14 protein-coding genes are annotated in these 22,228 nt (G+C 50.1%); 11 read left to right on the top strand and 3 right to left on the bottom strand.

Annotated features, from left to right (window positions below; all coding sequences use genetic code 11):
- The first annotated feature begins 201 nt into the window (after positions 1-201).
- The gene (locus tag EA408_07050) at positions 202-1,101 is read left to right on the top strand and encodes a phosphatase PAP2 family protein (protein ID TVR72268.1); all 900 of its coding nucleotides are present in this window, start codon (positions 202-204) and stop codon (positions 1,099-1,101) included.
- 14 nt (positions 1,102-1,115) lie between these two features.
- On the opposite strand, the gene EA408_07045 is transcribed toward EA408_07050, so the two are convergent.
- On the bottom strand, positions 1,116-2,135 hold the full coding sequence (locus tag EA408_07045) for a capsular biosynthesis protein (GenBank protein TVR72314.1): 1,020 nt from the start codon (positions 2,133-2,135) through the stop codon (positions 1,116-1,118).
- A 69-nt stretch (positions 2,136-2,204) separates the two neighbouring features.
- On the opposite strand from EA408_07045, the gene EA408_07040 reads away from it, so the two are divergent.
- From EA408_07040 to EA408_07020, 5 genes are all read left to right on the top strand, one after another.
- The gene (locus EA408_07040) at positions 2,205-3,053 is read left to right on the top strand and encodes a glycosyltransferase family 2 protein (GenBank protein TVR72267.1); all 849 of its coding nucleotides are present in this window, start codon (positions 2,205-2,207) and stop codon (positions 3,051-3,053) included.
- Positions 3,054-3,066: 13 nt separating this feature from the next.
- A complete protein-coding gene (locus EA408_07035) occupies positions 3,067-4,752 on the top strand; it encodes a hypothetical protein (protein ID TVR72266.1) in 1,686 nt (561 codons plus the stop codon).
- Positions 4,753-4,841: 89 nt separating this feature from the next.
- Positions 4,842-6,419 (top strand): O-antigen ligase family protein, encoded by a 1,578-nt coding sequence (locus tag EA408_07030; GenBank protein TVR72265.1) that lies wholly within the window; start codon positions 4,842-4,844, stop codon positions 6,417-6,419.
- Between the two features lie 269 nt (positions 6,420-6,688).
- Positions 6,689-9,997, top strand: coding sequence for a cell envelope biogenesis protein OmpA (locus tag EA408_07025; GenBank protein TVR72264.1), 3,309 nt, complete (start codon positions 6,689-6,691; stop codon positions 9,995-9,997).
- 684 nt (positions 9,998-10,681) lie between these two features.
- Positions 10,682-13,273: an adenosylcobalamin-dependent ribonucleoside-diphosphate reductase gene (locus tag EA408_07020; protein ID TVR72313.1), complete on the top strand. Its 2,592-nt coding sequence runs from the start codon at positions 10,682-10,684 to the stop codon at positions 13,271-13,273.
- 133 nt (positions 13,274-13,406) lie between these two features.
- Here the strand turns inward: EA408_07020 and kbl are convergent, their stop codons facing one another.
- Complete coding sequence (gene kbl, locus EA408_07015; GenBank protein TVR72263.1) at positions 13,407-14,597, bottom strand: glycine C-acetyltransferase; 1,191 nt, start codon at positions 14,595-14,597, stop codon at positions 13,407-13,409.
- 297 nt (positions 14,598-14,894) lie between these two features.
- On the opposite strand from kbl, the gene EA408_07010 reads away from it, so the two are divergent.
- The 4 genes from EA408_07010 (at position 14,895) to amrB (ending at position 19,796) form a co-directional block, all read left to right on the top strand.
- Positions 14,895-15,857: an NAD-dependent epimerase/dehydratase family protein gene (locus tag EA408_07010; GenBank protein ID TVR72312.1), complete on the top strand. Its 963-nt coding sequence runs from the start codon at positions 14,895-14,897 to the stop codon at positions 15,855-15,857.
- 169 nt (positions 15,858-16,026) lie between these two features.
- The gene (locus tag EA408_07005) at positions 16,027-17,553 is read left to right on the top strand and encodes a glutamate--tRNA ligase (GenBank protein ID TVR72311.1); all 1,527 of its coding nucleotides are present in this window, start codon (positions 16,027-16,029) and stop codon (positions 17,551-17,553) included.
- A gap of 64 nt (positions 17,554-17,617) precedes the next feature.
- Positions 17,618-18,628: an AmmeMemoRadiSam system radical SAM enzyme gene (gene amrS, locus EA408_07000; GenBank protein ID TVR72310.1), complete on the top strand. Its 1,011-nt coding sequence runs from the start codon at positions 17,618-17,620 to the stop codon at positions 18,626-18,628.
- 175 nt (positions 18,629-18,803) lie between these two features.
- Positions 18,804-19,796 carry an AmmeMemoRadiSam system protein B gene (gene amrB / locus EA408_06995; protein TVR72262.1) on the top strand — a complete coding sequence of 331 codons (993 nt, stop codon included), beginning with the start codon at positions 18,804-18,806 and terminating at the stop codon, positions 19,794-19,796.
- A gap of 180 nt (positions 19,797-19,976) precedes the next feature.
- Here amrB and EA408_06990 read toward each other — a convergent pair whose 3' ends face one another.
- Positions 19,977-21,692 (bottom strand): glutamine--tRNA ligase/YqeY domain fusion protein, encoded by a 1,716-nt coding sequence (locus EA408_06990; GenBank protein TVR72261.1) that lies wholly within the window; start codon positions 21,690-21,692, stop codon positions 19,977-19,979.
- Between the two features lie 243 nt (positions 21,693-21,935).
- Between EA408_06990 and folB the strand changes: the two genes are divergently transcribed.
- Positions 21,936-22,228, top strand: a 293-nt coding sequence (folB, locus tag EA408_06985; GenBank protein ID TVR72260.1) for a dihydroneopterin aldolase, incomplete at its 3' end; no start/stop codon positions are given.

The raw sequence follows: 22,228 nt of genomic DNA, 5'->3' as shown, positions 1-22,228 counted from the left end.
TTTGACTGTATTAAACTTTTCGGCTCTGTATCACACGGCTTGTGGCAGTAGAAATAACGAAAATAATAACAAATAGGTACATGTTTTACCGGTCACCTTTGAATTATTGAATTTCGGGGACTAACTTTGCCCGGAGCCTGCAGCTTAACCTGGTGATGCAAATAATAGACGATCCCGGGAATTTGACAAAAGCACTGGTCTATGCGAAATTATCTGACAATTCTATTTTTTGGGCTCACTGTCACATTCTTTAACGCCTATGGGAAAGATCCAGGTGCCGGGGTACTATTGCGACAGATCAATATACCAGGGACTCTTCTGCATGACAGTATGATAATTGAAAGCGGACTGAGCCTCTTTGAAGAAGGCGCCGGAGAAATATCAACTGACAGTTTGCAGTTAAGAAGGTATTTTGCCAATTTTCTGTTAATTCCATACAATGCCGGACTGGAGATCATCAGATCAGACGAGGAGGGTTTGTCAAGAAACATTTTTGTTCTGTGTGTTCTGGCAACCACACTGGCTATGGACCAGTCCATCAGGGATCTTGTGCAGGAGAGAATATATGCCGGAGAACATTTTGCAATAAGTTTTCTCAATGACGCAGGCAACAGGAAGTACTTTTTCCCTGTATTTGCCGGAGTCTATGGAATAAGCATCGTTTCGGGGGACAGGTATTTTCATGACACCATGCTGCTTTCTTTCCAATCCCTGGTGGTAAGTCTTGGCTTTTCCGAACTTTCAAAAATCACTGTTTCAAGACGCCGTCCCTACAACAGTCCGCGTGATCCGTTCAGAAGGGATAAAGGGCACGAATCTTTCGTTTCGGGTCATGCGGTTGGTATATGGTCAGTTATGACTGTGTTTGCAGGCAGGTATCCCAAATTAAGTTACGGGGCCTATGGATTTGCAACTGCCGTCTCATTAGCCAGGTTATACAGGGATGCACACTGGACATCTGACATTGTAATGGGGTCTCTTATTGGTTACGGGATCGGGAGCCTGACTTTAAAGCTTGCGTATTCGCCTGATAATAATCTGACCTTAACACCCTTTACAAATGGTAAGGTGCAGGGAGCTTCCCTGAGAATGAATTTCTGACGGGCCGCAGCGAATTAAACCTTATTCAGTTGCAGGAGAGTCTCCATCCAGGAAAACAGTTTCTTTTGATCCTCTTTTCTGCACATCTCCAGGCTTTGAACACACAGAAATTTTATGCGGGGGTTATTTTCGCAAAATCTGATCTTTTTGTCAATATAGTTTTTTGGGCGATTAAGCGGCTGGAGGTAAGCCAGATCGGGACTGGTGATCTGCTCATTGCCATCAAGAAGCTCCAAATGACCGGACAATGCCGCAAAGATGAATTGTTTGTGATTTCGGAACCGGTATGCAATATTTTTCTCCAGCAATTCCTTTTTGCCGGAAAAAAATTTTTCAACCCTCCTGCGGTCGATCGCATGGGGTGTATGACTGTATACGAAATACCTGTACTTCATTCCGAGAATTGAAGCAGAAAGCCACTGGCCCAGATGAAAGGAAGGCCTGGGCTGATAATCCGGATTGTTCAGGAAGCACTTATTTACAGTCTTCCTGATAAAATCCCAGAAGAACCATGGTAAGGGTATTGGCAACCATTTTCCGCGCAAAACAGGCCTGTTATCGATGAACCAGTCTTCAGGCCGTATCTTCCTGACTAAAAAGGTGTCATCATTGAAATAGACAAAATTGTCGGAAAGGCCCGGAATCCTCCATAACATGCACTCTATCGACCTGGAGTTGAAAGTCGGCAAATATTCTTCAAAATCCCTGAATATTTCAGAATGGTCAACGATCCTGATGGAACCTCTCCTTTCGGGGAACCATGTCCTGATATCTTCATCGAGGTTGGGGTCCTGCCCGTCGGTGACGATAAAGATGTTTCTTACAAAAGGTGCGAAAGTAAGGATGGATAAGACACAATACCTGATTTCATTTACAGAGGCAAAGCGTGTGAGATTGGTGCCCGGATCATTCCGGTGGTCCTGCCCCTGTAAAAAAGGCTCCATTTTTTCAATTAGCCTGTGATCATTTCCATCAACCCAGGTAATAACAACATCAACAGGGAGGTTTTTTCCGGAACTGGCGCTTGCCGGCATTTTTTATTTTTAAAAGTATGGCTTTTTTTGCTTATTTTACCAATTTCGCCGTGAATTAATTTGCCACGTATGACAAGCTGCAACCAGAAAAAGATCGGAGTGATATCCATGGCACGGAACGATCGTTTTTTTGTCGATAAATGGATTGATTATTACGGACTGCAGTTTGGCCCGGAAAACCTGTTTTTGATACTGGACGGACATGATCAGCCTTTACCTGAACGGCATGGAAGCATAAATGTGCTGAGACTGCCCCACCGTAAATTCAGCAGGGCGCAGGGAGACCGTAACCGTGCAAGGCTGGTCTCACACCTTGCCAGGGCATTGTTTCACAGGTATGATATCATAATTGCCCATGATATTGATGAATTCCTGGTTGTTGACCCCAATCAGGATCAAACACTTGCTGCATACCTTCAGCGGCCGTTACGATCAGCCTCCCTCTCGGCCCTGGGGTTGGATGTGGGGCAGCATACCGGACTTGAACCGCCGATTGACCCTGAACGGCCTTTTCTGGAACAGAGAAGCTATGCACATGTATCGGCCAGGTACACCAAACCCGTTGTAGCTGCTATTCCGCTTACATGGGGCTCGGGATTTCACCGCGTCAAAGGGAGGAACTTCCATATCGATCCGAATTTGTTCCTGTTTCATTTTGGCATGGTTGATCATAATATCTCCATGAACAAAACCGGTGACCAGTCGCTTCTGAAAGCCGGCTGGTCAGGGCATCTTGACAGAAGGAACCAGCTCTTCGACCTGATCTCAAAAAAGACTGCCATTGATGGTGATGAGTTCTTCAGGACTGCGAGAAGGAGGCAGAGCCTTTTCCGGCCATTTTTTGCACTAAACAAACCGGGGATGTTAAGCGAAAAACCGGTCATTAAGATTCCTGAGAGGTTCAGGACAGTGCTGTAGTAATTTACCGTTTATGCCCCGGATGCATGCTGCGGCTTATGGCATACTGGCTGTTGCCCTTGTCAATGTTGCAGGAATGCCCGGATATGCCCTGTGTGTCGAAGAAAACTGTGAAGTATTTCACCGGCTTGAGATTATATTAAATGTTTTAGTAATTTTATCGTTCCTTATGATTCGTTTGCAGATAATTTCTTTAGTGGTTACAATTTTTGGTTGTTGCAGTCTCACTGCTCAAAGCCTGCGTGAAAGGATTAACAATGAGATCAGTGTTTTCTCAACTGTTGGCACTGAAAGGAATCAGGCTTTCTGGCTCACCCATAATCGTTTTGGGATGTTTGATGATGCCAGCGCCAATGCCCTGACAATGCTTTCCAGCGAACTGCGGGCCAGAGATGAAAAGATATTTGATATCGGAGGCGGCATTGATCTGGTGGCCAGGGCCTCGGAAGGATCGGCGATCTATCTGCACCAGGCATATGTTGAGGCCAAAGCCGGGTTTCTGTACTTCAGCGCCGGGCGGATGGTATCAACCCACGGCATCACTTTCGGTGAATTATCATCCGGCTCAATGGGAATAAGCCGTAACGCCATGCCTGTACCCAGGGTTTCGGCATACGTCCCCGATTTCCGGGAAGTGCCCTACTCTTTCGGGTGGCTGGAGTTCAAGGGGCACTTTGCCCATGGCTGGCTGGAGAAGGAAAGGTTTGCCAGTAACGCCTATTTCCATGACAAATCAGCTTATCTGCAAACCGGCGGCAATTCCGGGTTGAAATTGTATCTCGGACTTGTACATATGGCTATATGGGGAGGGGAATCGGAGAGACATGGCCCTCTTCCATCAGGTTTTTCTGATTTTATCAAGGTTGCTTTGGCAAAAGGTGGTGATGAAGATGCACCGACAGGTGACCAGTTAAACGCCCTGGGTTTTCATACCGGAGTATGGGACTGGGGTTTGAGGGCCGACATTGGCGAAACAGATCTGCATATCTACTACCAGCATATATTTACGGACCATTCGGGCCAGACCTATAAGAATAAGGCTGACGGGCTTTGGGGCCTGGGCATAAACAATCCGTTTTCCGGCAGTTATGTAACAGGCATTCTTTATGAGCTGTTATATACAAAACACCAGTCCGGTCCGGGCCTCCCGGACCCCGGTCCCCGCGACCACCCGCCATTCTGCGAAGAACCAAACTGTGGATTTCCCTACGGGGGGCGCGACAACTACTACAATAACGGTGTTTATCGCTCCGGGCACTCTTACCACGGGATGTCTTTCGGAACCCCGTTCTTTTTGACAGATTATCAGCTGAATAAGGCAGATCCCGGTGCCAGGACATACAGTTCGCAGTTTTTTGTCAGTAACAGGAATATTGCACACCATTTTGGCATTAACGGAAAAATTTCCGGGAATTTATCATACAGGCTGTTAACGTCGTATGTTCAGTATTTTGGCACCTATCAGGGATTAAACCTTGGTCAGACATGGGGTTATTACGATCCGGACAATGATCCTGAGGACTATTTTTTTAATCCTGCCCGGGAGCAATGGTATTTCATGCTCGAAACAAAGTGGGTGCCCGGGAGAACAGATAATCTGGAGTTTTCAGTTGCTTTAGCTGCCGATAAGGGAGACCTGTTCAATAGTATCGGTATTATGGCAGGAGCATCATGGAGCATCGGAGCAAGATGGTATTAAACCTGTACATTTACCGGTAGCAATATGCAGTATGTTGTCATATTACTCCTATACAGGCCTTGCGTAAATAATTCCCGGACTCAGGTCGTATGATTGAACGAGTTAACATATCAAGAAGATCAGTGCATTTTTGGATCTGCTATCTTGGCTTTTGCCTGCTTGTTATATCCCTGCCTGCTTCCCGCTTCATGTTAACCATCAGTCTGATGCTGCTTGCCGTGAACTGGCTGGCAGAGCCTGACTTAAGGGAGAGGATCAAGAAATACTTATCCAGTAAGCCCGCCATCGCTTTTACCCTGATATTTGGATTAAATGCTATTGGATTGCTGTGGTCGAAGGATCCCGGTTATGCAATTAACAATGATCTCCTGGTTAGATTGCCGTTACTTTTCATGCCCGCAATTATTGTGACATCACCAATGCCCGATATAAAACAAATCAGGTTACTCCTGATACTTTTTATTTCTTCGGTTGTAACTGTTTCATTTATCGGATTATCGGTAAGGATCTTTCAATCACCTGTTGATTTCCGGGATGCCTCTCCATTTGTGCCGGCCATATATTATAGCATGATGCTTCTTCTGGCCGCTTTTCAATTACCCTTGTTAATAAAACAGATCAGCGGCAACAGGATCTTGTATTTTATCTGCCTGGCCATTTCCGGCTGGTTGATCTTCTTCCTGTTTTATCTCAGGTCGTTGTCGGGGCTGGCATCTTTATCGGGTGTTTTATTATTCCTGCTGGTACTTATTATAAAGAGCCGCAGGAGTTTATTTCTGAAAATATCGGTTACATCTGTTGTTGTACTTCTTTCCGGTTTGGCACTATGGTTATCAGCAAGTATGTATAAACTGGCTCATCTTGAGGCTGAAAGAGATTTTCATGCATTACAGGAATACACTTTACAGGGGAACCGGTACTTCCATGATACTGCAAACATACTGAGAGAAAATGGTCATCTGGTCTATATCTACATAGCAGACGATGAGTTGGAAGATCTGTGGAATGAGAGAAGCGAACTGGAATATTACGGACATGATTTATCCAATAACTATTTGAGGCACACATTGTACAGATACATGTCGTCAAAAGGGCTCAGGAAAGACAAGCAGGGGTTCGTTAAACTTACAGACAGTGACATCCGGGCTGTTGAAAAAGGGACAACCAATCACCTGTACCTCAAATGGCCGGGAATGTTTATCAGGGTCCATCAAATGATGATGGGCGTCTATATTTATAAAAAGACCTCATATACAGACCCTGCCTGGAGCGTCCTGACCGAGAGGGTTGATCTCTGGAGGGCTTCGTGGCAGGCATTTCTTAAACACCCTTTACTGGGTTGGGGTACCGGAAGTGTATTGCACGCCGTGGAATATGGTCTGGAAAAAAATGATTCTGCGTTAACAGGGAAAAATATGAAACCCCATAATCAGTATATATACATTTTGCTCAACATGGGGTTGGCCGGGCTGGTCGTTACTATATTGTTGTATTCATTTATTATTAAAGAAACCGGAGTTTACAGAATATTTATATACAATGTGTTTTTAATAGTCTGTGTCATTAATTTCCTTGCCAACAACTCCCTGGAAAGCCAGGTCGGCCATAGTTTCTTTGTGTTTTTCACACTCTTTTACTGTTTTTATTATCCCCGTTATCATTGTTGATAAAATGATGATATCTTGAATAATGTTCAACTTCAGTTGTTCTTCAATATTTCTTTTCTTTGTAATGCCCGGCGGGATTATAGGCGGCTATACTGATAAGCGCCTGGGTATTATGGTTTAAGCAGCAGGGCGTCCCGGCATCAGACAGTTTAACAATTATTTAATATTATCCGGCACGGTATTTTGTCACCGTAGGTTAATTTTGTAATCTCTTTACAGAAATTCGTCAATATCCGTATAAATTATTTATTAACCCTTAAATCTTAACTATGAGAATAATGAGAAAACTGGCTGTTATGCTTGCATTTGCAGGTATTGCAGCCGCTTCCTTTTCGCAGGGTGTGACTACTGCGGCAATGAACGGCCGGGTTCTGGACGCCCAGGGGCAGCCGCTTCCCGGCGCCACAATAATGGCGGTTCATAACCCGACGGGTACAACCTACGGAACAACAACCAGGCTTGACGGCGGGTTTAACCTGGCCAACGTGCAGACAGGCGGTCCGTACACGCTGTCCGTAAGCTTTATCGGGTACCGGACCGAGGAGCTCACCGGCATCAGGCTCAGTCTTGGTGAGGACAGGAACTTTGCCTTCACACTTGTGGAAGATCATGTTGCACTTGAGGAGGTCCTTGTTACAGCAATGACCGACAGGACATTCAACTCGGGACGCTCGGGTACTGCCACCAACATCGATGCAGAAGCCATTGAGTCGGTGCCGACCATCTCAAGGAGCATCAACGACCTTACCCGCCTGACCCCGCAGAGCAGCGGTACCAGCTTTGCAGGCAGGGACAACAGGTTCAACAACTATACCATTGACGGTATAATATACAATAATAACTTCGGACTGGGTACGGCACAGTTTGCCGGCGCAAATCCCCTGAGCCTTGAGGCCATCGAAGAGGTCCAGGTCAACCTGGCTCCCTATGACGTTCGTCAGGGAGGCTTCTCGGGCGCAAACGTTAACGCCATTACCAGGAGGGGCGGTAACCAGTACAGGGGTTCTGTCTACACCTATTACAATGACGAAAGTTATCTTGGCACTCAGATCGGCGATATTGAACTGACAGCAGCCGAGGCATTTACCCGCATACTGGGTGCGTCGGTAAGCGGCCCGATCATAAGGGACAGGCTGTTTTTCTTTGTAAGCGTCGAGCAGGAGGCCGCTTCCAATCCCGGACTGCAGAAAGTGGCTGCTCGTCCCGGACTTGAGCCTGACGGACTCACCGTTTCAAGGGTCCCTGCCAGTGAGCTCGATTTTGTGCGTGAACAGATGAAGAACCTTTATGATTACAACACCGGCCCCTATGAAGGATATGATTTCGGTAACGAAGGCCTTCGTTTGAATGCCCGTATCGACTTCAACATTAACCGCAACAACAACCTGATGGTCAGGTTCAACCGCTATGAGGCTTTCAGGGACATTACCGTTAACGGAAACAGCCTCCGGTATAACCCCTCTGCACTCAGATACCGTAATACCAACAGATTTGGAATCGAGGCGATGAACTTCCGTAACAGCCACTACACGGTTGACAATAATGTTACCTCGATTGTAGGAGAGCTTAATACAATAATAAGCGCCAATATGGCAAACAACTTCAGGATAGGATTCAATATGGTTGAGGATCCCATCAGAAATGTCCCGGGAGGGCAGGTCTTCCCGTTCATAGAGGTGCTGGAGTTTGATGGCGATACACCGCTTTATTACATGACCATGGGTAATGAGCTGTTTACGGTTGGAAACCAGTTGGCAAACAATGTTTTCAATGTTACCAACAACTTTTCATATTACGCAGGAAGGCACAATTTCACCTTCGGGATGAATTTCGAGTACATGACCTTTGCTAATGCATTTAACCCCGTCCTGAACGGCCTTTACCGGTTTAACTCATATGAAAACTTTGTTGATGCTATAATCAACCAGGACCCCACTGTAAGGCCTGATCTTTTCCTGCAGGGGTATTCCTTCAAGGGGCCGGACGACATTCCTCTTGACGAGACCGCATTCGGACAGTTCGGCATCTATGCGCAGGACAGGTTTGAGGTCAACGACAGGCTTAACCTGACATTCGGCCTCAGGATCGATTTCCCGTTCTATCCGATCGACCTGCCCAGCAATCCCAACCTGGATGCCATGAACCTTACATTCACCAATCCAAGAACGGACGAGACGATAGTGCCTGACGTGAGCGTTCTGCCCCCGGCTCTTCCGCTGTGGTCGCCCCGTTTCGGGTTCAACTACGACGTGTTTGGCGACAGGAGCCTGCAGGTTCGCGGTGGCACAGGCATGTTCAGCGGTCGCGTACCGTTCGTTTGGATATCCAACCAGGTTAACAACAACGGGGTTACAAGAGGCGGATACGGGTTGACAGCCGACCAGTGGGGCGTTGGCGACAACCCCCAGTGGCAGGGTTTCCAGCCCGACGTGACCTACTACCGTCCCGATCCGGCCACCCTTGAAGCACAGGTCTCCAGGAACCTTGCCATCACCGACGAGAACTTCAAGCTTCCCCAGGTATGGCGTACAAACCTTGCGGCCGATATTGCCCTGCCGTATGAGCTGGTTGCAACAGTTGAGGGTATCTACTCACTTGACATAAACAGTCCACTTGCAGCCAATATTAACACAACTGCACCTACCGGCCGGTTGAACAATCCCTATCCCTACCCATACTGGGAAAGTTCAGATGCTTACTATGACAACAATGCGTTTACCGATGTTATACTTCTTACAAATATCAATGAAGGGTATTATGCATCGATAACCGGCGAGCTGTCGCGCAGTTTTGGTGAGTACGGCAATGCACGGGTAGCATACACCAGGAGTGTCTCCAAGGATTACGGACTGATTGGGGGCTCACAGGCGGCGTCACTATGGCCGGATGTTGTTGTGGATGACAGGAACAATCCTGAGATAGGGTTCTCCAGGTTTGACCAGCCAAACAGGCTTATCGCCCATTTTTCTCTGAATACCAGGGCCCTTGGCAACAGGCTCAACACCAATGTGTCGATCATCTATGACGGAGGCGAGAGGGGCCGCTACAGCTACACCTACTCGGGCAGGTTCAACGATGGTGCGGCACGCCTTATGTATATACCCAACTCGTTGCAGGACTCATACCTGGTCGACAGGGTTGAGGGCGGCGTGGTTACCCAGACCGCAGCACAGCAGTGGGCAATTCTTGATGAATTCATCAGCCAGGATCCCTACCTGAGCGCCAACCGGGGCAGCGTTGCAGAGCGTAACGGCGCCAAATTCCCCTGGCAGCACCGTTTCGACCTGCGCGTAGCCCAGGATTTCATGCTGCAGGCAGGCGCGAACAGGTATAAGCTCCAGGCATACCTCGACGTGCTGAACTTCGGCAACCTGATCAACTCCGAATGGGGTGTGGGAGAAACCAACGTGCAGAACAACCTGATGAACTTCCAGGGTGTTGATGCCAGCGGCAACGGTATTTTCACCATCAATACCATCCCTGGCACAGATGAATTCCCGACTACCACATACAGACCAATATATGCCCTGAGCCAGACATGGTCGGCTCAGATAGGATTGCGTCTTTCGTTCAACTAAAAGATAACGGACAGGTAAAAGTCCGTTACTCCAAAAGAGAGCCGGCTCCCCAGGGGGCCGGCTCTCTTTTGCAGGGTTGCCCACACCGACCGGCCCTGCAAATAAACACGTTCCCGATCCGTCATCCTGAAAGCTGCCTGGGTTATTTCCCCGGCCAGGTCCCTGGCCCGTCATCCGGCTCCCTCTGGTCAAGTCCCCTATCCTTGCCCCGGTTCCCCCTGGTCAAGTACCCGGACACCCCCCCTGGCCCGTCATCCGGCTCCCTCTGGCCAAGCTTCCGGCCAGATCCCTGTCCCGCCAACCTGTCGCCCACATGAGAATGGTTGTTATATTACCTGTTTTAGTCCCCTGTTCGCACCTTTTATCCATGAATTTCATTGGCAGTGACGGCATTTATTGAAATCCTTTTAAATAACAACAGGCGTTTATCATTGCCAGCGGTTGTTTTGTCCAACCCGCTCATACATTCATAAAAATAGTGTTACCCTGATGGCCCATGTATCATTTTTTTGACAACATGCCTCTGTTTCAGAGGCCAGCGAAATTCGTTAATAACCAGCAGGTATTTGTTAATAAATTGGAAAGGGGAATTGGCAATAAAGTAAGAGGCAATATTTAATTTTGGTAGCCCGTGCCAGTGTCATCTGGTTTTTTCAATATAATCACATTAAAATCTTCCAATATATGCAGGCCAAGGATACTTCAGTTCAGAAAAAGACCGGCGTTGCCCCGGCACCGGCAAAGGAAAAGGATGCTGTTCAGCCGGGCAGCTACACATATGATGAGGCTTTCAAACACTCACTTGAATATTTCAAAGGAGATGAGCTCGCAGCACGGGTATGGGTGAACAAGTATTCGCTGAAGGATTCTCACGGTAACCTCTATGAACTGACCCCTGACGATATGCATCGCAGGCTTGCCCGGGAGATCGCCAGGATCGAGAAGAAATACCCGAATCCCATGACCGAGGAGGACATATATCAGCTTATGAAGGATTTCAGGTACATTGTGCCCCAGGGCGGGCCTATGACGGGCATTGGCAACGATTTTCAGATAGCTTCCCTTTCGAACTGCTTTGTGATAGGCAGCGATTCAGGGGCCGACTCCTATGGCGGGATAATGAAAGTTGACCAGGAACAGGTGCAGCTTATGAAAAGACGGGGAGGGGTTGGTCATGACCTTTCACATGTCAGGCCCTCGGGAAGCCCGGTACTTAATTCGGCGCTTACATCCACCGGTGTAGTGCCTTTTATGGAAAGGTATTCCAACTCTACCAGGGAGGTAGCCCAGGACGGACGAAGGGGCGCTCTTATGCTTACCATTTCAATAAAGCATCCTGATGCCGAAAAATTCATCGACGCCAAGCTGAAGGCCGGAAAGGTGACCGGCGCAAATGTCTCGGTCAAGATTGATGATGAGTTTATGAAGGCTGTAACGGAGAATAAGCCATATATTCAGCAGTTTCCCGTTCACTCCGACAATCCTGTGATAAGGAAGGAGATAGATGCAGGCAAGCTATGGAAAAAGATTGTTCACAATGCCTGGAAGTCCGCCGAGCCCGGCATTCTTTTCTGGGATACAGTTACCCGCGAATCGGTGCCCGATTCCTATGCAGATATGGGGTACCGGACTGTCTCGACAAATCCCTGCGGGGAGATACCCCTTTGTCCCTATGACAGTTGCCGGCTGCTTGCCGTGAACCTTTACAGCTATGTGGATGAGCCTTTCACAGAGAATGCCAAATTTGACTTCGACAAGTTCAGGGTCCATATAGGATACGCCCAACGCATAATGGATGATATAATCGACCTGGAGCTCGAAAAGATTGACAAGATACTCGACAAGATAGTCAGGGATCCCGAAGATGACGAGATAAAGCGCGTTGAACGCAAGCTCTGGGAGAACATCAAGATCAAGGCCGGGGAAGGAAGACGGACCGGAGTAGGCATAACTGCAGAGGGAGATATGCTTGCCGCACTCGGACTGACCTACGGCACTGAAAATGCAACAGACTTTTCAACCGAGATACACAAGACGGTTGCACTGGAGGCATACAGGTCGTCGGTGAACATGGCAAGGGAGAGAGGGCCGTTCACCATATACGATGCCCAGCGTGAAAAAAGCAATCCCTTCATAAACCGGCTAAAGGCAGAGGATGAGCAGTTGCACCGCGACATGGTGAGATACGGCAGGAGGAACATTGCCCTGCTCACTATTGCGCCCACCGGTACCACAAGCCTTATGACCCAGACCACTTCAGGTATTGAGCCGGTGTTTATGCCTGTTTACAAGCGCCGCAGGAAGGTGAATCCCAACGACCAAAATGTGACGGTAACCTTTGAGGATGAGGTTGGTGATTCGTGGGAGGAGTACAATGTGTTCCATCACAAGTTTATCACCTGGCTGGAGGTCAATGGTTATGACGTTGAAAAGGTAAAGGAGTATGATGATGAGGAGATAGATAAAGTCGTCGAGAAGTCACCTTATTACAAGGCTACATCAAACGATGTGGACTGGCTCAGTAAGGTAAGGATGCAGGGCGCCATACAGAAATGGGTTGACCACTCAATCAGTGTGACAATTAACCTCCCGGCCAAAGCCAGGGAGGACCTTGTTGGCAAGCTTTATGTTACTGCATGGGAAAGCGGGTGCAAGGGAGCAACCGTTTACCGCGACGGCTCACGTTCGGGTGTGCTCCTGTCGGGGAAAAAAGAGAAGGAGGGCACAGTGCCGAAAAAAAGGCCCGAAGTGCTTGAAGCCGATGTGGTCAGGTTCATGAACAGCGATGAGAAGTGGATCGCTTTCGTCGGTAAGCTTGACGGAAAGCCGTATGAGATCTTTACGGGTAAGGAGGACGGCGATGTGCTGCCTATTCCCAAAACCGTGAACAAAGGTTTCATTATTAAGGTCAGGCAACCTGACAGCACCAAGAGATACGATTTCAGGTATGTCGACAGGTACGGGTACGGGACAACATTCGAAGGGCTCTCAAGGACTTTTGACACCGAATTCTGGAACTATGCCAGGCTGATATCAGGGGTGCTGCGTCACGGCATGCCTATACCCGATGTGGTAAACCTGGTATCGTCGCTGAGGCTGGACAGCGAGAATATAAACACATGGAAGAACGGCGTTGAACGCACACTGCGAAAGTACATACCCGACGGTACTAAGCCAAAAAAGGGAACAATATGTCCGGCCTGCAATTCTGAAAACCTTATGTTCCAGGAGGGATGCCTTACATGCAAGGATTGCGGCAACTCCAAATGCGGTTAGGGAGCGCGGGCAAACGCGCCGCAGTTTTACAACTTAGCTTTAAGTGTGTACAAATAACGGATCCCGGCTCATAGATAAGCCGGGATCCGTTTATGGTGATGGAGCTATCCGCAACGCCGGTATCATCGGCGGTTCAACTGATCACCCCGAGCTCACGTCCGATCCTGGTAAATGCATCAACGCACTTGTCAAGATGCCCGGTCTCATGGGCAGCGGAGACCTGCACCCTGATCCTTGCCTGCTCTTTGGGAACAACAGGATAGTAGAACCCGATCACGTATATCCCTTCATCAAGCAGCTTTGCGGCAAAATCCTGTGACAGTTTTGCATCGTACAGCATTACTGCAATGATGGCCGATTGTGTTGGCTTGATGTCAAAACCTGCAGCCTTCATCCTGTCCATGAAGTATTTTGTATTCCTGTGCAGCTTGTTCTGGAGCTCATGCGTCTCTGCCATCATATCGAACATTTTGATCCCCGCATTCACCACTGAAGGAGGCAGTGAGTTTGAGAAGAGATAGGGCCTTGACCGTTGTCGCAGTATCTCGATAATTTCCTTCCTGCCCGTTGTAAAGCCACCAATGGCACCGCCGAATGCCTTGCCGAGAGTACCTGTAATGATATCAACCTTTCCCCGTATATCGAAAAGCTCGGTAACGCCTCTGCCTGTCTCGCCAACCACACCTGCAGAGTGACATTCGTCAACCATTACCAGTGCATCGTATTTCTCTGCCAGCTCCACTATCCTGTCCATTGGTGCAACATTGCCGTCCATGGAGAATACTCCGTCGGTGACGATAATCCGAAAACGCTGGCTTTGCGCCTCTTTAAGCTTTTCTTCAAGGTCTGCCATATCGGCGTTATTGTAGCGGTACCGTTGTGCCTTGCAAAGTCTGACACCATCAATGATCGATGCATGATTAAGCGAATCTGATATGATTGCATCCTCATGGGTCAGAAGCGGCTCAAAAACACCACCGTTTGCGTCAAAGCAGGCGGCATATAGAATGGTGTCTTCAGTCCCGAAAAACCCGGCAATCTTTTCTTCCAGGGTCTTGTGGAGGTCCTGGGTACCGCAGATAAACCTTACCGAAGACATGCCGAAACCCCTAGAATCCATGCCTTCCCTGGCCGCCCTGATCAATTCGGGATGGTTTGATAGTCCGAGATAATTATTGGCACAGAAGTTAAGCACCTTCTTACCGCCCTCGACCGTGATCTCAGCATCCTGAGCTGATACAATGATTCTCTCCTTTTTAAAGAGTCCGGCAGACTCGATGCTCTCCAGTTCTTTCTCGAGATGTTCCTTTATTTTTCCGTACATAATTGTTTTTTATTGGTGATACACAAAGATAGATTTTTTCGGACTCATATCGCATCTTACCTTTTATGTTGAAAAGCAGTGCATGGAACCGGCGGCAGAAAGGCCTGCGGCGTGTGGCCCCGGCATCTCTTTATGTTGAAAAACCGGGCATGTAAGCGGCGGCAGAATGGCCAGTGGCATGTGGCCCCGGCATCTCTTTATGTTGAAAAACAGTGCGCACAAATGAAAAAAATCAAGGATATTGACAATGATTTTGTATTTATTTGTAGTATAACAAATCATAAAATACCTGAACAGATGAGTAAAATACTGGTAATAGGCTCGGCCGGACAGATAGGCTCGGAACTGACACTGCTGTTGCGCGACATGTATGGCGGTTCAAACGTAGTAGCAGGAATACGCAAGACAAAACCTTCGGATAAGCTTTCTGAAACAGGACCCTGCGAGGTGGTAGATGCGCTCGACACTGAAGGGCTTGCTTCAGTGGTAAATAAATACAGGATTGATACGATAATTAACATGGCTGCCATACTATCAGCCACCGGTGAGAATAATCCGATGCTGGCCTGGGACGTCAATATGAACGGCCTTATCAATGTACTGGAGATTGCCCGGGAGCTCAAGATGAAGCAGGTGCTCGTTCCAAGCTCGATAGCTGTCTTCGGACCATCAACTCCCGCTGACAACACACCGCAGGAGACGGTACTGAAGCCCACTACCATGTATGGTGTTACAAAAGTGGCCGGCGAATTGCTTGGAGATTATTATGTAAAGCGTTACGGTCTTGATGTCAGGGGTCTCCGTTACCCCGGTATCATCAGCCACGAAACACTGCCCGGCGGGGGAACCACCGATTATGCCGTGGCAATCTATTATGAAGCTGTAAAGAACAACAGGTACACCTGCTTTGTCAAAGAGGATACACGACTGCCGATGATGTACATGCCCGACTGTCTCAAGGCGACCATAGACCTTATGCAGGCCGATTTCAGCAAGCTCAGGCACCACTGCGACTTCAACGTTGGCGCGATGAGCTTCAGTGCGGGTGAACTGGCCGCTTCGGTCAAAAAACAGATGCCCGGTTTCGAGATCAGCTATGAGCCCGACAGCCGGCAGGATATTGCAGATTCCTGGCCAAATTCGGTCGACGATTCGGCAGCCCGCGAGGAGTGGGGATGGCAGCCTGAATATGACCTTGATGCCATGACCGCGGATATGCTGCGCGCCATAAAGGAGAAGCATGATAAAGGCTTGATCTGAAACCGTTAAGCAGACCTGCATAATCGATATCCGGGGCCTCCGCTATTTTTTGTATTTTTACATCTTAAGTGTAACTGAACCCTCATGTTGATACTTCGGGGCTATGTCCCGGAGCGGTTCATTATAAAAAAGGAATCCCATGGCTGATACCGGAGCAGCGAAAGCTGACATAACAGGCACCGTAAGAGTGCGTTTTGCACCAAGTCCCACCGGCCCCCTTCATATAGGCGGTGTGCGGACGGCGCTATTCAATTACCTTTTTGCCCGCCGGCACAATGGCACCTTCATTTTGAGGATAGAAGACACCGATCAGCAGCGCTACGTTGACGGAGCAGAGAGCTATATAGTCGATGCCCTGAGGTGGTGCGGCATGGAGCCTGACGAGGGAGTGCCTGCAGGAGGGCCCCATGCACCTTACAGGCAGAGCGAGCGAAAGGATATCTACGGCAGCTATGCAATGGGGCTTGTAAAGAGCGGAAATGCCTACATCGCTTTCGACACGCCCGAAGAGCTTGATCATCTTCGACAGGAAAAGGAGAAGAACGGAGAGGTTTTCCAGTATGACCATACGGTGAGGAACACTCTCAGAAACTCACTGGTGCTTCCGCCCGGGAAGGTGCAGGAGCTAAAAGACAAAGGAGTGCCCTGGGTCGTCAGGTTTTTGATGCCGGAGAACCGGGAAGTGGTCATCAGTGACATCATCAGGGGCGAAGTGCGGGTAAACACAAGCACACTTGACGACAAGGTACTATTTAAGGCAGACGGCATGCCGACATACCATCTTGCCAACGTGGCCGACGACTACCTGATGGAGATAACCCATGTGATCAGGGGTGAGGAGTGGCTGCCGTCATTGCCGCTGCACGTGCTGCTTTATGAAGCCTTCGGATGGGCAGAGAGAATGCCTCAGTTTGCCCACCTGCCGCTCCTGCTTAAGCCCGGGGGCAAGGGCAAGCTGAGCAAGAGGGATGGCGACCGGCTCGGCTTCCCTGTGTTCCCGCTGCGCTGGAAGGATCCCGTTACCGGGGAAGTGTCCGAAGGTTACCGGGAGGCAGGTTATTTCCCTGAGGCATTTGTCAACCTCCTGGCCCTGCTCGGATGGAATTCGGGGACTGAACAGGAGATTTTCACCATGGAGGAGATGATTAGCCAGTTCTCCCTGGAGAAGGTCCATAAGGCAGGCGCCCGCTTCGACCCTGAAAAAGCCCGTTGGTTCAACCACCAGTACCTGCAGAATGCCGGTCCCGGCAGGGTGGCCGGAGAATTCATGAAAATATTGCAGGAAAAAGGCCATTCGCCCGACCCTGAACGTACCGGACAGATATGCAGCCTGGTGCGTGAGAGGGCTGACTTTGTACATGAGATATGGGATCAGGCATCATTTTTCTTTGAGAGGCCTGCCGTGTATGATGAGAAGCTGGTGAAGAAAAAGTGGAAGGAGGATACACCCATGCTGCTCCGTAAGGTATCTGATCTGCTCAGTGAGGTCGAGCCGTTTGATGCCGGGAGTATCTCGGCAACGGTCAAGGGATACCTGGAAAAGGAGGGTATAGGCATGGGTAACGTGATGATCCCGGCACGTCTTGCGCTCGTGGGCGAGGGCAAGGGCCCTGACCTGTTCATGATAATGGAACTGCTGGGCCGTGATGAAACAATTGAACGGATCGGGCTTGCTGTCGAAGCGCTATCAGCCTGAGTACCGTGATACCGGATGACGTTTGCAATACCTGGCCACTGAGTTCAGGTATAACAGGATAATCATGCTGGAGGCACGCTATTACAAAACCGGTGCCGGCAACAAGGTGACATGCCTGCTATGCCCGCATTCCTGTTCGATGGAAGAGGGCGCCGGCGGTAAATGCAGGGTACGGATCAACAATGGCGGCCGGCTGCTGACGGCTGCCTACGGCTATCCCGTATCCATGGCTGCAGATCCCATTGAGAAAAAGCCCCTCTACCATTTCTTCCCCGGAAGGGATATTCTCTCGATCGGGACGGCGGGGTGCAATTTCAATTGCATCTTCTGCCAGAACCATACAATTTCCCAGGCCTCTGTTGACGACATACCCCGGCTGGAGTATACCGCTCCGTTGCAGGTAGCGGAAAGAGCCCGGAAACTGCCCGGGAATGTCGGTATTGCCTTTACGTACAATGAGCCGGTGGTGTGGTACGAGTATATGTATGATATTGCTGTAAAGGCAAGGGAGCGGGGACTGAAGAACGTTGTTGTGAGCAACGGTTATATCAACAGCCGGCCCCTCGGCGAACTGCTGGAAGTTACAGATGCCTTCAATATTGACCTTAAATCGTTCAGCGATGTTTTTTACAGGAAGGTGGCGGGCGGATCCCTTGCACCGGTTAAGTCAGCCCTGCAAGCAATAAGAAAGAGGGGCCTGCACCTTGAGATCACCCACCTTGTTGTTACCGGCCTGAATGATGATGAGAAAATGTTCCGGGAAATGACACGATGGATAGCAGGTGAGCTGGGAACCGATACCGTGCTTCATATCTCCAGGTATTTCCCCTCATGGCGCTGTGATGCCCCGGCAACCCCGCTGACCGTGATGGAGAAGTTTTACGGGATCGCTGCCGGGGCCCTTGATTATGTTTACACCGGGAACATGCCGGCTTTGCAGGGAAGCTCCGATACAAGGTGTGCAGGCTGCGGCACGGTAGTGATCAGGCGTAGCGGGTACAGTACCGATGCTGCCGGGATCGATCCAAATGGGAATTGCCGGAAATGCGGGACAAAGGTCGTTGTTGCCGGGTAACGGGCCCCGGCTCGCAGGCCCCGGCCGGCAGGTCCTGGTTGACGGGCCCGGACTCAGGGGTTTCGGCCGATCTGCCCCGGCCGATCTGCCCCGGCTGACCAACTCCGGTCGGCAGGCCCCGGCCGACCAACTCCGGTTGGCAGGCCCCGTGTGACCAACTCCGGCCGGCAGGCTGATGCAGAATGTCCGGGCCGGCATTATACCCGGATCAACCGGCATGATGCCAGAGTGCGACAGACCCGGTGGCTGTTGTCAGTTGGGAATGATTTCGCTAACTTGCACTGACGGTACCGGTTTTAACAAGACAATACCATTACCCTCAATGGCCGCAGATAAAACAAATACAAGGCCTCCCGGTGTTGCCGGCATGTTCTACCCCTCAGGCAGGGATGAGGTTGGCAGGCTGCTTGACCTTTTTCTGAAAGAGGAGGAGCCGGATATTGACAAAAACCCGGTGCCCGGAGCAGTGCTGGGCGGCATAGTGCCACATGCCGGTATTGAATATTGCGGCAGGCAGGCTGTCCATTTCTTTGAAACGGCACGGAACAATCTTTTCATTGCCGAAACGGTTGTCATTGTGAATCCTAATCATTACGGACTGGGCCCGCCCATATCGGTTGATGACCACCAGTACTGGGAGGTGCCGAACGGGACGGCAGAGACTGACCTGGAGCTTGCCGCAGAGATGAAGCTGCCCTTCTCAAAGGCCGCCCAGCGCAGGGAGCACTCTGCCGAGGTGATAGTGCCATACATAAAGCATTTTTTTCCCGGTAAGACAAGGATTGTCTGCCTGAATATGCTTGACCAGGACCATGATGCCGCGGTTGAGGCTGCCGGAAGGATCCATACCGCCGTAAGGAGGACCGGGAGGAGAGTGCTGCTGATAGCCTCTTCCGATTTTTCCCATTTTGTGTCGCGTTCTGAAGCAAGGGATAAGGACGACATATTACTGAAGGCAATTCTAAACAAAGACAGCAGTGGGGTATTTGAGAAAGCTGCCAGGCATGATCTTTCCGTTTGCGGGTGCGGCCCCATAATGACGCTGATGGAATACTCGGATATTGTTGAACCTGATTACAAGGTGAGAGTACTGAGCAGGGGCGACTCCGGCCCGGCCGGAGACACCTCGGGTGTGGTAAGCTATGTCTCGGTGCTGTTTTACATATAGCAGGTTTGATTACTTTCCGCAGCCGGCGCGGTCACGTAGCCGGCGCGGTCACGTAGCCGGCGCAGTCACGCAGCCAGTTCCATCCTGCAGCAGACATCATCCGGCAGCATGCACCATCCTGCAGTCAATGCTGCACGGCAGCCGGCAAGGTAAGGCATATCGGGGGAGCCCCGGCACTTTTTACCGTGGTGCACCCTTATGGCCTATCCTCGCCCAGGCATCGCGCAGGGTAACCGTACGGTTAAAGATCATCCTGCCGGGCGCAGAGCCGGGATCGACGCAGAAATAGCCCAGCCGCTCGAACTGGAACTTATCGAGGGCGCCGGCACCTTCAAATCCCGATGAGATGTATCCTTTGGTAACCTTGAGCGATTCAGGGTTGAGGTTTGATTTGAAATCCTGCCCCTCTTCAGCATCGTCAGGGTTCTCTTTCATGAAAAGCCTGTCGAACAGCCTCACCTCCACCTCCTGTGCATGTGGCCGCGAAACCCAGTGTATGGTGCTTTTTACCTTGCGGTTGGCATCGGGCATGCCGCTTCTGGTCAGCGGGTCATAGGTGCAATGCAGTTCGCTTATTTCGCCGGCATCGTTTTTCACAACCTTTTCGCACTTTATTATATAGGCGTATTTAAGCCTCACCTCCCTGCCCGGTCCCAGCCTGAAAAACTTTTTCGGCGGGTCCTCCATGAAATCATCCCTTTCGATCAGTATCTCGCGCGAGAAGGGGACCTTCCTTTTGCCCAGCTCCGGCATCTCGGGGTTAATCACGGCCTCCACCTCTTCTGTTTCCCCTTCGGGGTAATTGGTAATAATAATCTTAAGGGGGTTTAGGACCGCCATTACGCGGGTTGCCTTTTTGTTCAGGTCCTCGCGCACGCTATGCTCCAGCAGCGCCACATCAATAACGTTGTCGCGCTTGGCAACCCCTATGCGGTCGGCAAAGTACCTGATCGACCCCGGGGTATAGCCCCTCCGGCGCAGCCCGCTTATTGTCGGCATCCGCGGGTCATCCCAGCCCGATACATGCCCCTCTTTCACCAGTTGCAGCAGCTTGCGCTTGCTCATGATCGTATAGCTGAGGTTGAGCCTGGCGAATTCAATCTGACGGCTCGGGAAGATCTCCAGCTCCTGGATGAACCAGTCATACAGAGGCCTGTGAACCTCAAATTCAAGCGTGCAGATGGAATGCGTGATGCCCTCGATGGAGTCGCTCTGCCCGTGTGCGTAGTCGTAGGTTGGGTAGATGCACCATCTGTTTCCCGTTCTGTGATGCGGCGCATGAATGATCCTGTAAAGGACCGGGTCGCGCATGTGCATGTTGGGCGATGCCATGTCGATCTTTGCCCTGAGCACCTTTTCACCGTTTGCAAACTCTCCTGCACGCATGCGCCTGAAGAGATCAAGGTTCTCTTCAGCACTGCGGCTCCTGTAAGGGCTATCAGTACCCGGCCTGGTCGGCCCTCCCCGTTGCACGCTTATCTCGGCGGCACTGAGGTCGCAGACGTACGCCTTACCCTTCATCACAAGCTTCTCTGCCCATTCATACAGTTGCTCGAAATAGTCGGAGGCGTAGTACAGCCGGTCTTCCCAGTCGTAACCCAGCCACCTTACATCCTCCATGATGGAGTCAACATATTCAACTTCCTCCGTAAGGGGATTGGTATCGTCAAACCGCAGGTTATAGTATCCGTTATACTTTTCGGCGAGCCCGTAATTGAGGCAGATTGACTTGGCGTGCCCGATATGCAGGTAACCGTTAGGCTCGGGCGGGAACCGGGTGTGTACCCTTCCTTCGTTCTTGCCGTTGCGTATATCCTCTTCAATTATCTGCTCTATGAAATTGAGGGAGCGTCCTTCCTCTTTTTTCCCCTTATCGGGGAAACTGTTCTGTGCCATTCTTCATATTTTTAGTGCACCAGTCCCGGTTCTCTCCTGTCAGCCAAACCGGCGACAGCTGGTATTCCCGTCACAGCTTGCCAGAGAAGGTTGCGGCCGTTGTGCCGGGGTTCCTGTTTTGTCGCGATCAGAGGTTACAAAAGTAAAAGTAATTAATAAATACTGCAGGCGGCCGGCGGCTTTTTTTTCATACCCGGCATATTTACGGAAGGAATTGCTATTTTTGGCGCAAAACTCTGAGGAATGGGAATTATCAGGATAGAGAACATGGAATTCCATGCTTACCACGGATGTTACCGGGAAGAGAGAATGACAGGCAACAGGTTCCTGGTTGACCTTGAAATATCGACCCGCCTCGATAGTGCTGCCGCAACAGATGATCTGGCCGACACCCTTGACTACCAGCTCGCGTATGAAAAAGTGAAGGAGCAGATGGAAATACCCGGACACCTGCTTGAAAATGTGGCAGGGCGTATCCTTGACAGCCTCTATGCCAGTGTGACCGGTATAGCAAAAGCGACCGTAAAGGTCTCAAA

Source organism: Marinilabiliales bacterium (genome assembly GCA_007695015.1).
Taxonomy (GTDB): domain Bacteria; phylum Bacteroidota; class Bacteroidia; order Bacteroidales; family PUMT01; genus PXAP01.
This window is presented reverse-complemented; position numbering and strand designations above follow the sequence as displayed.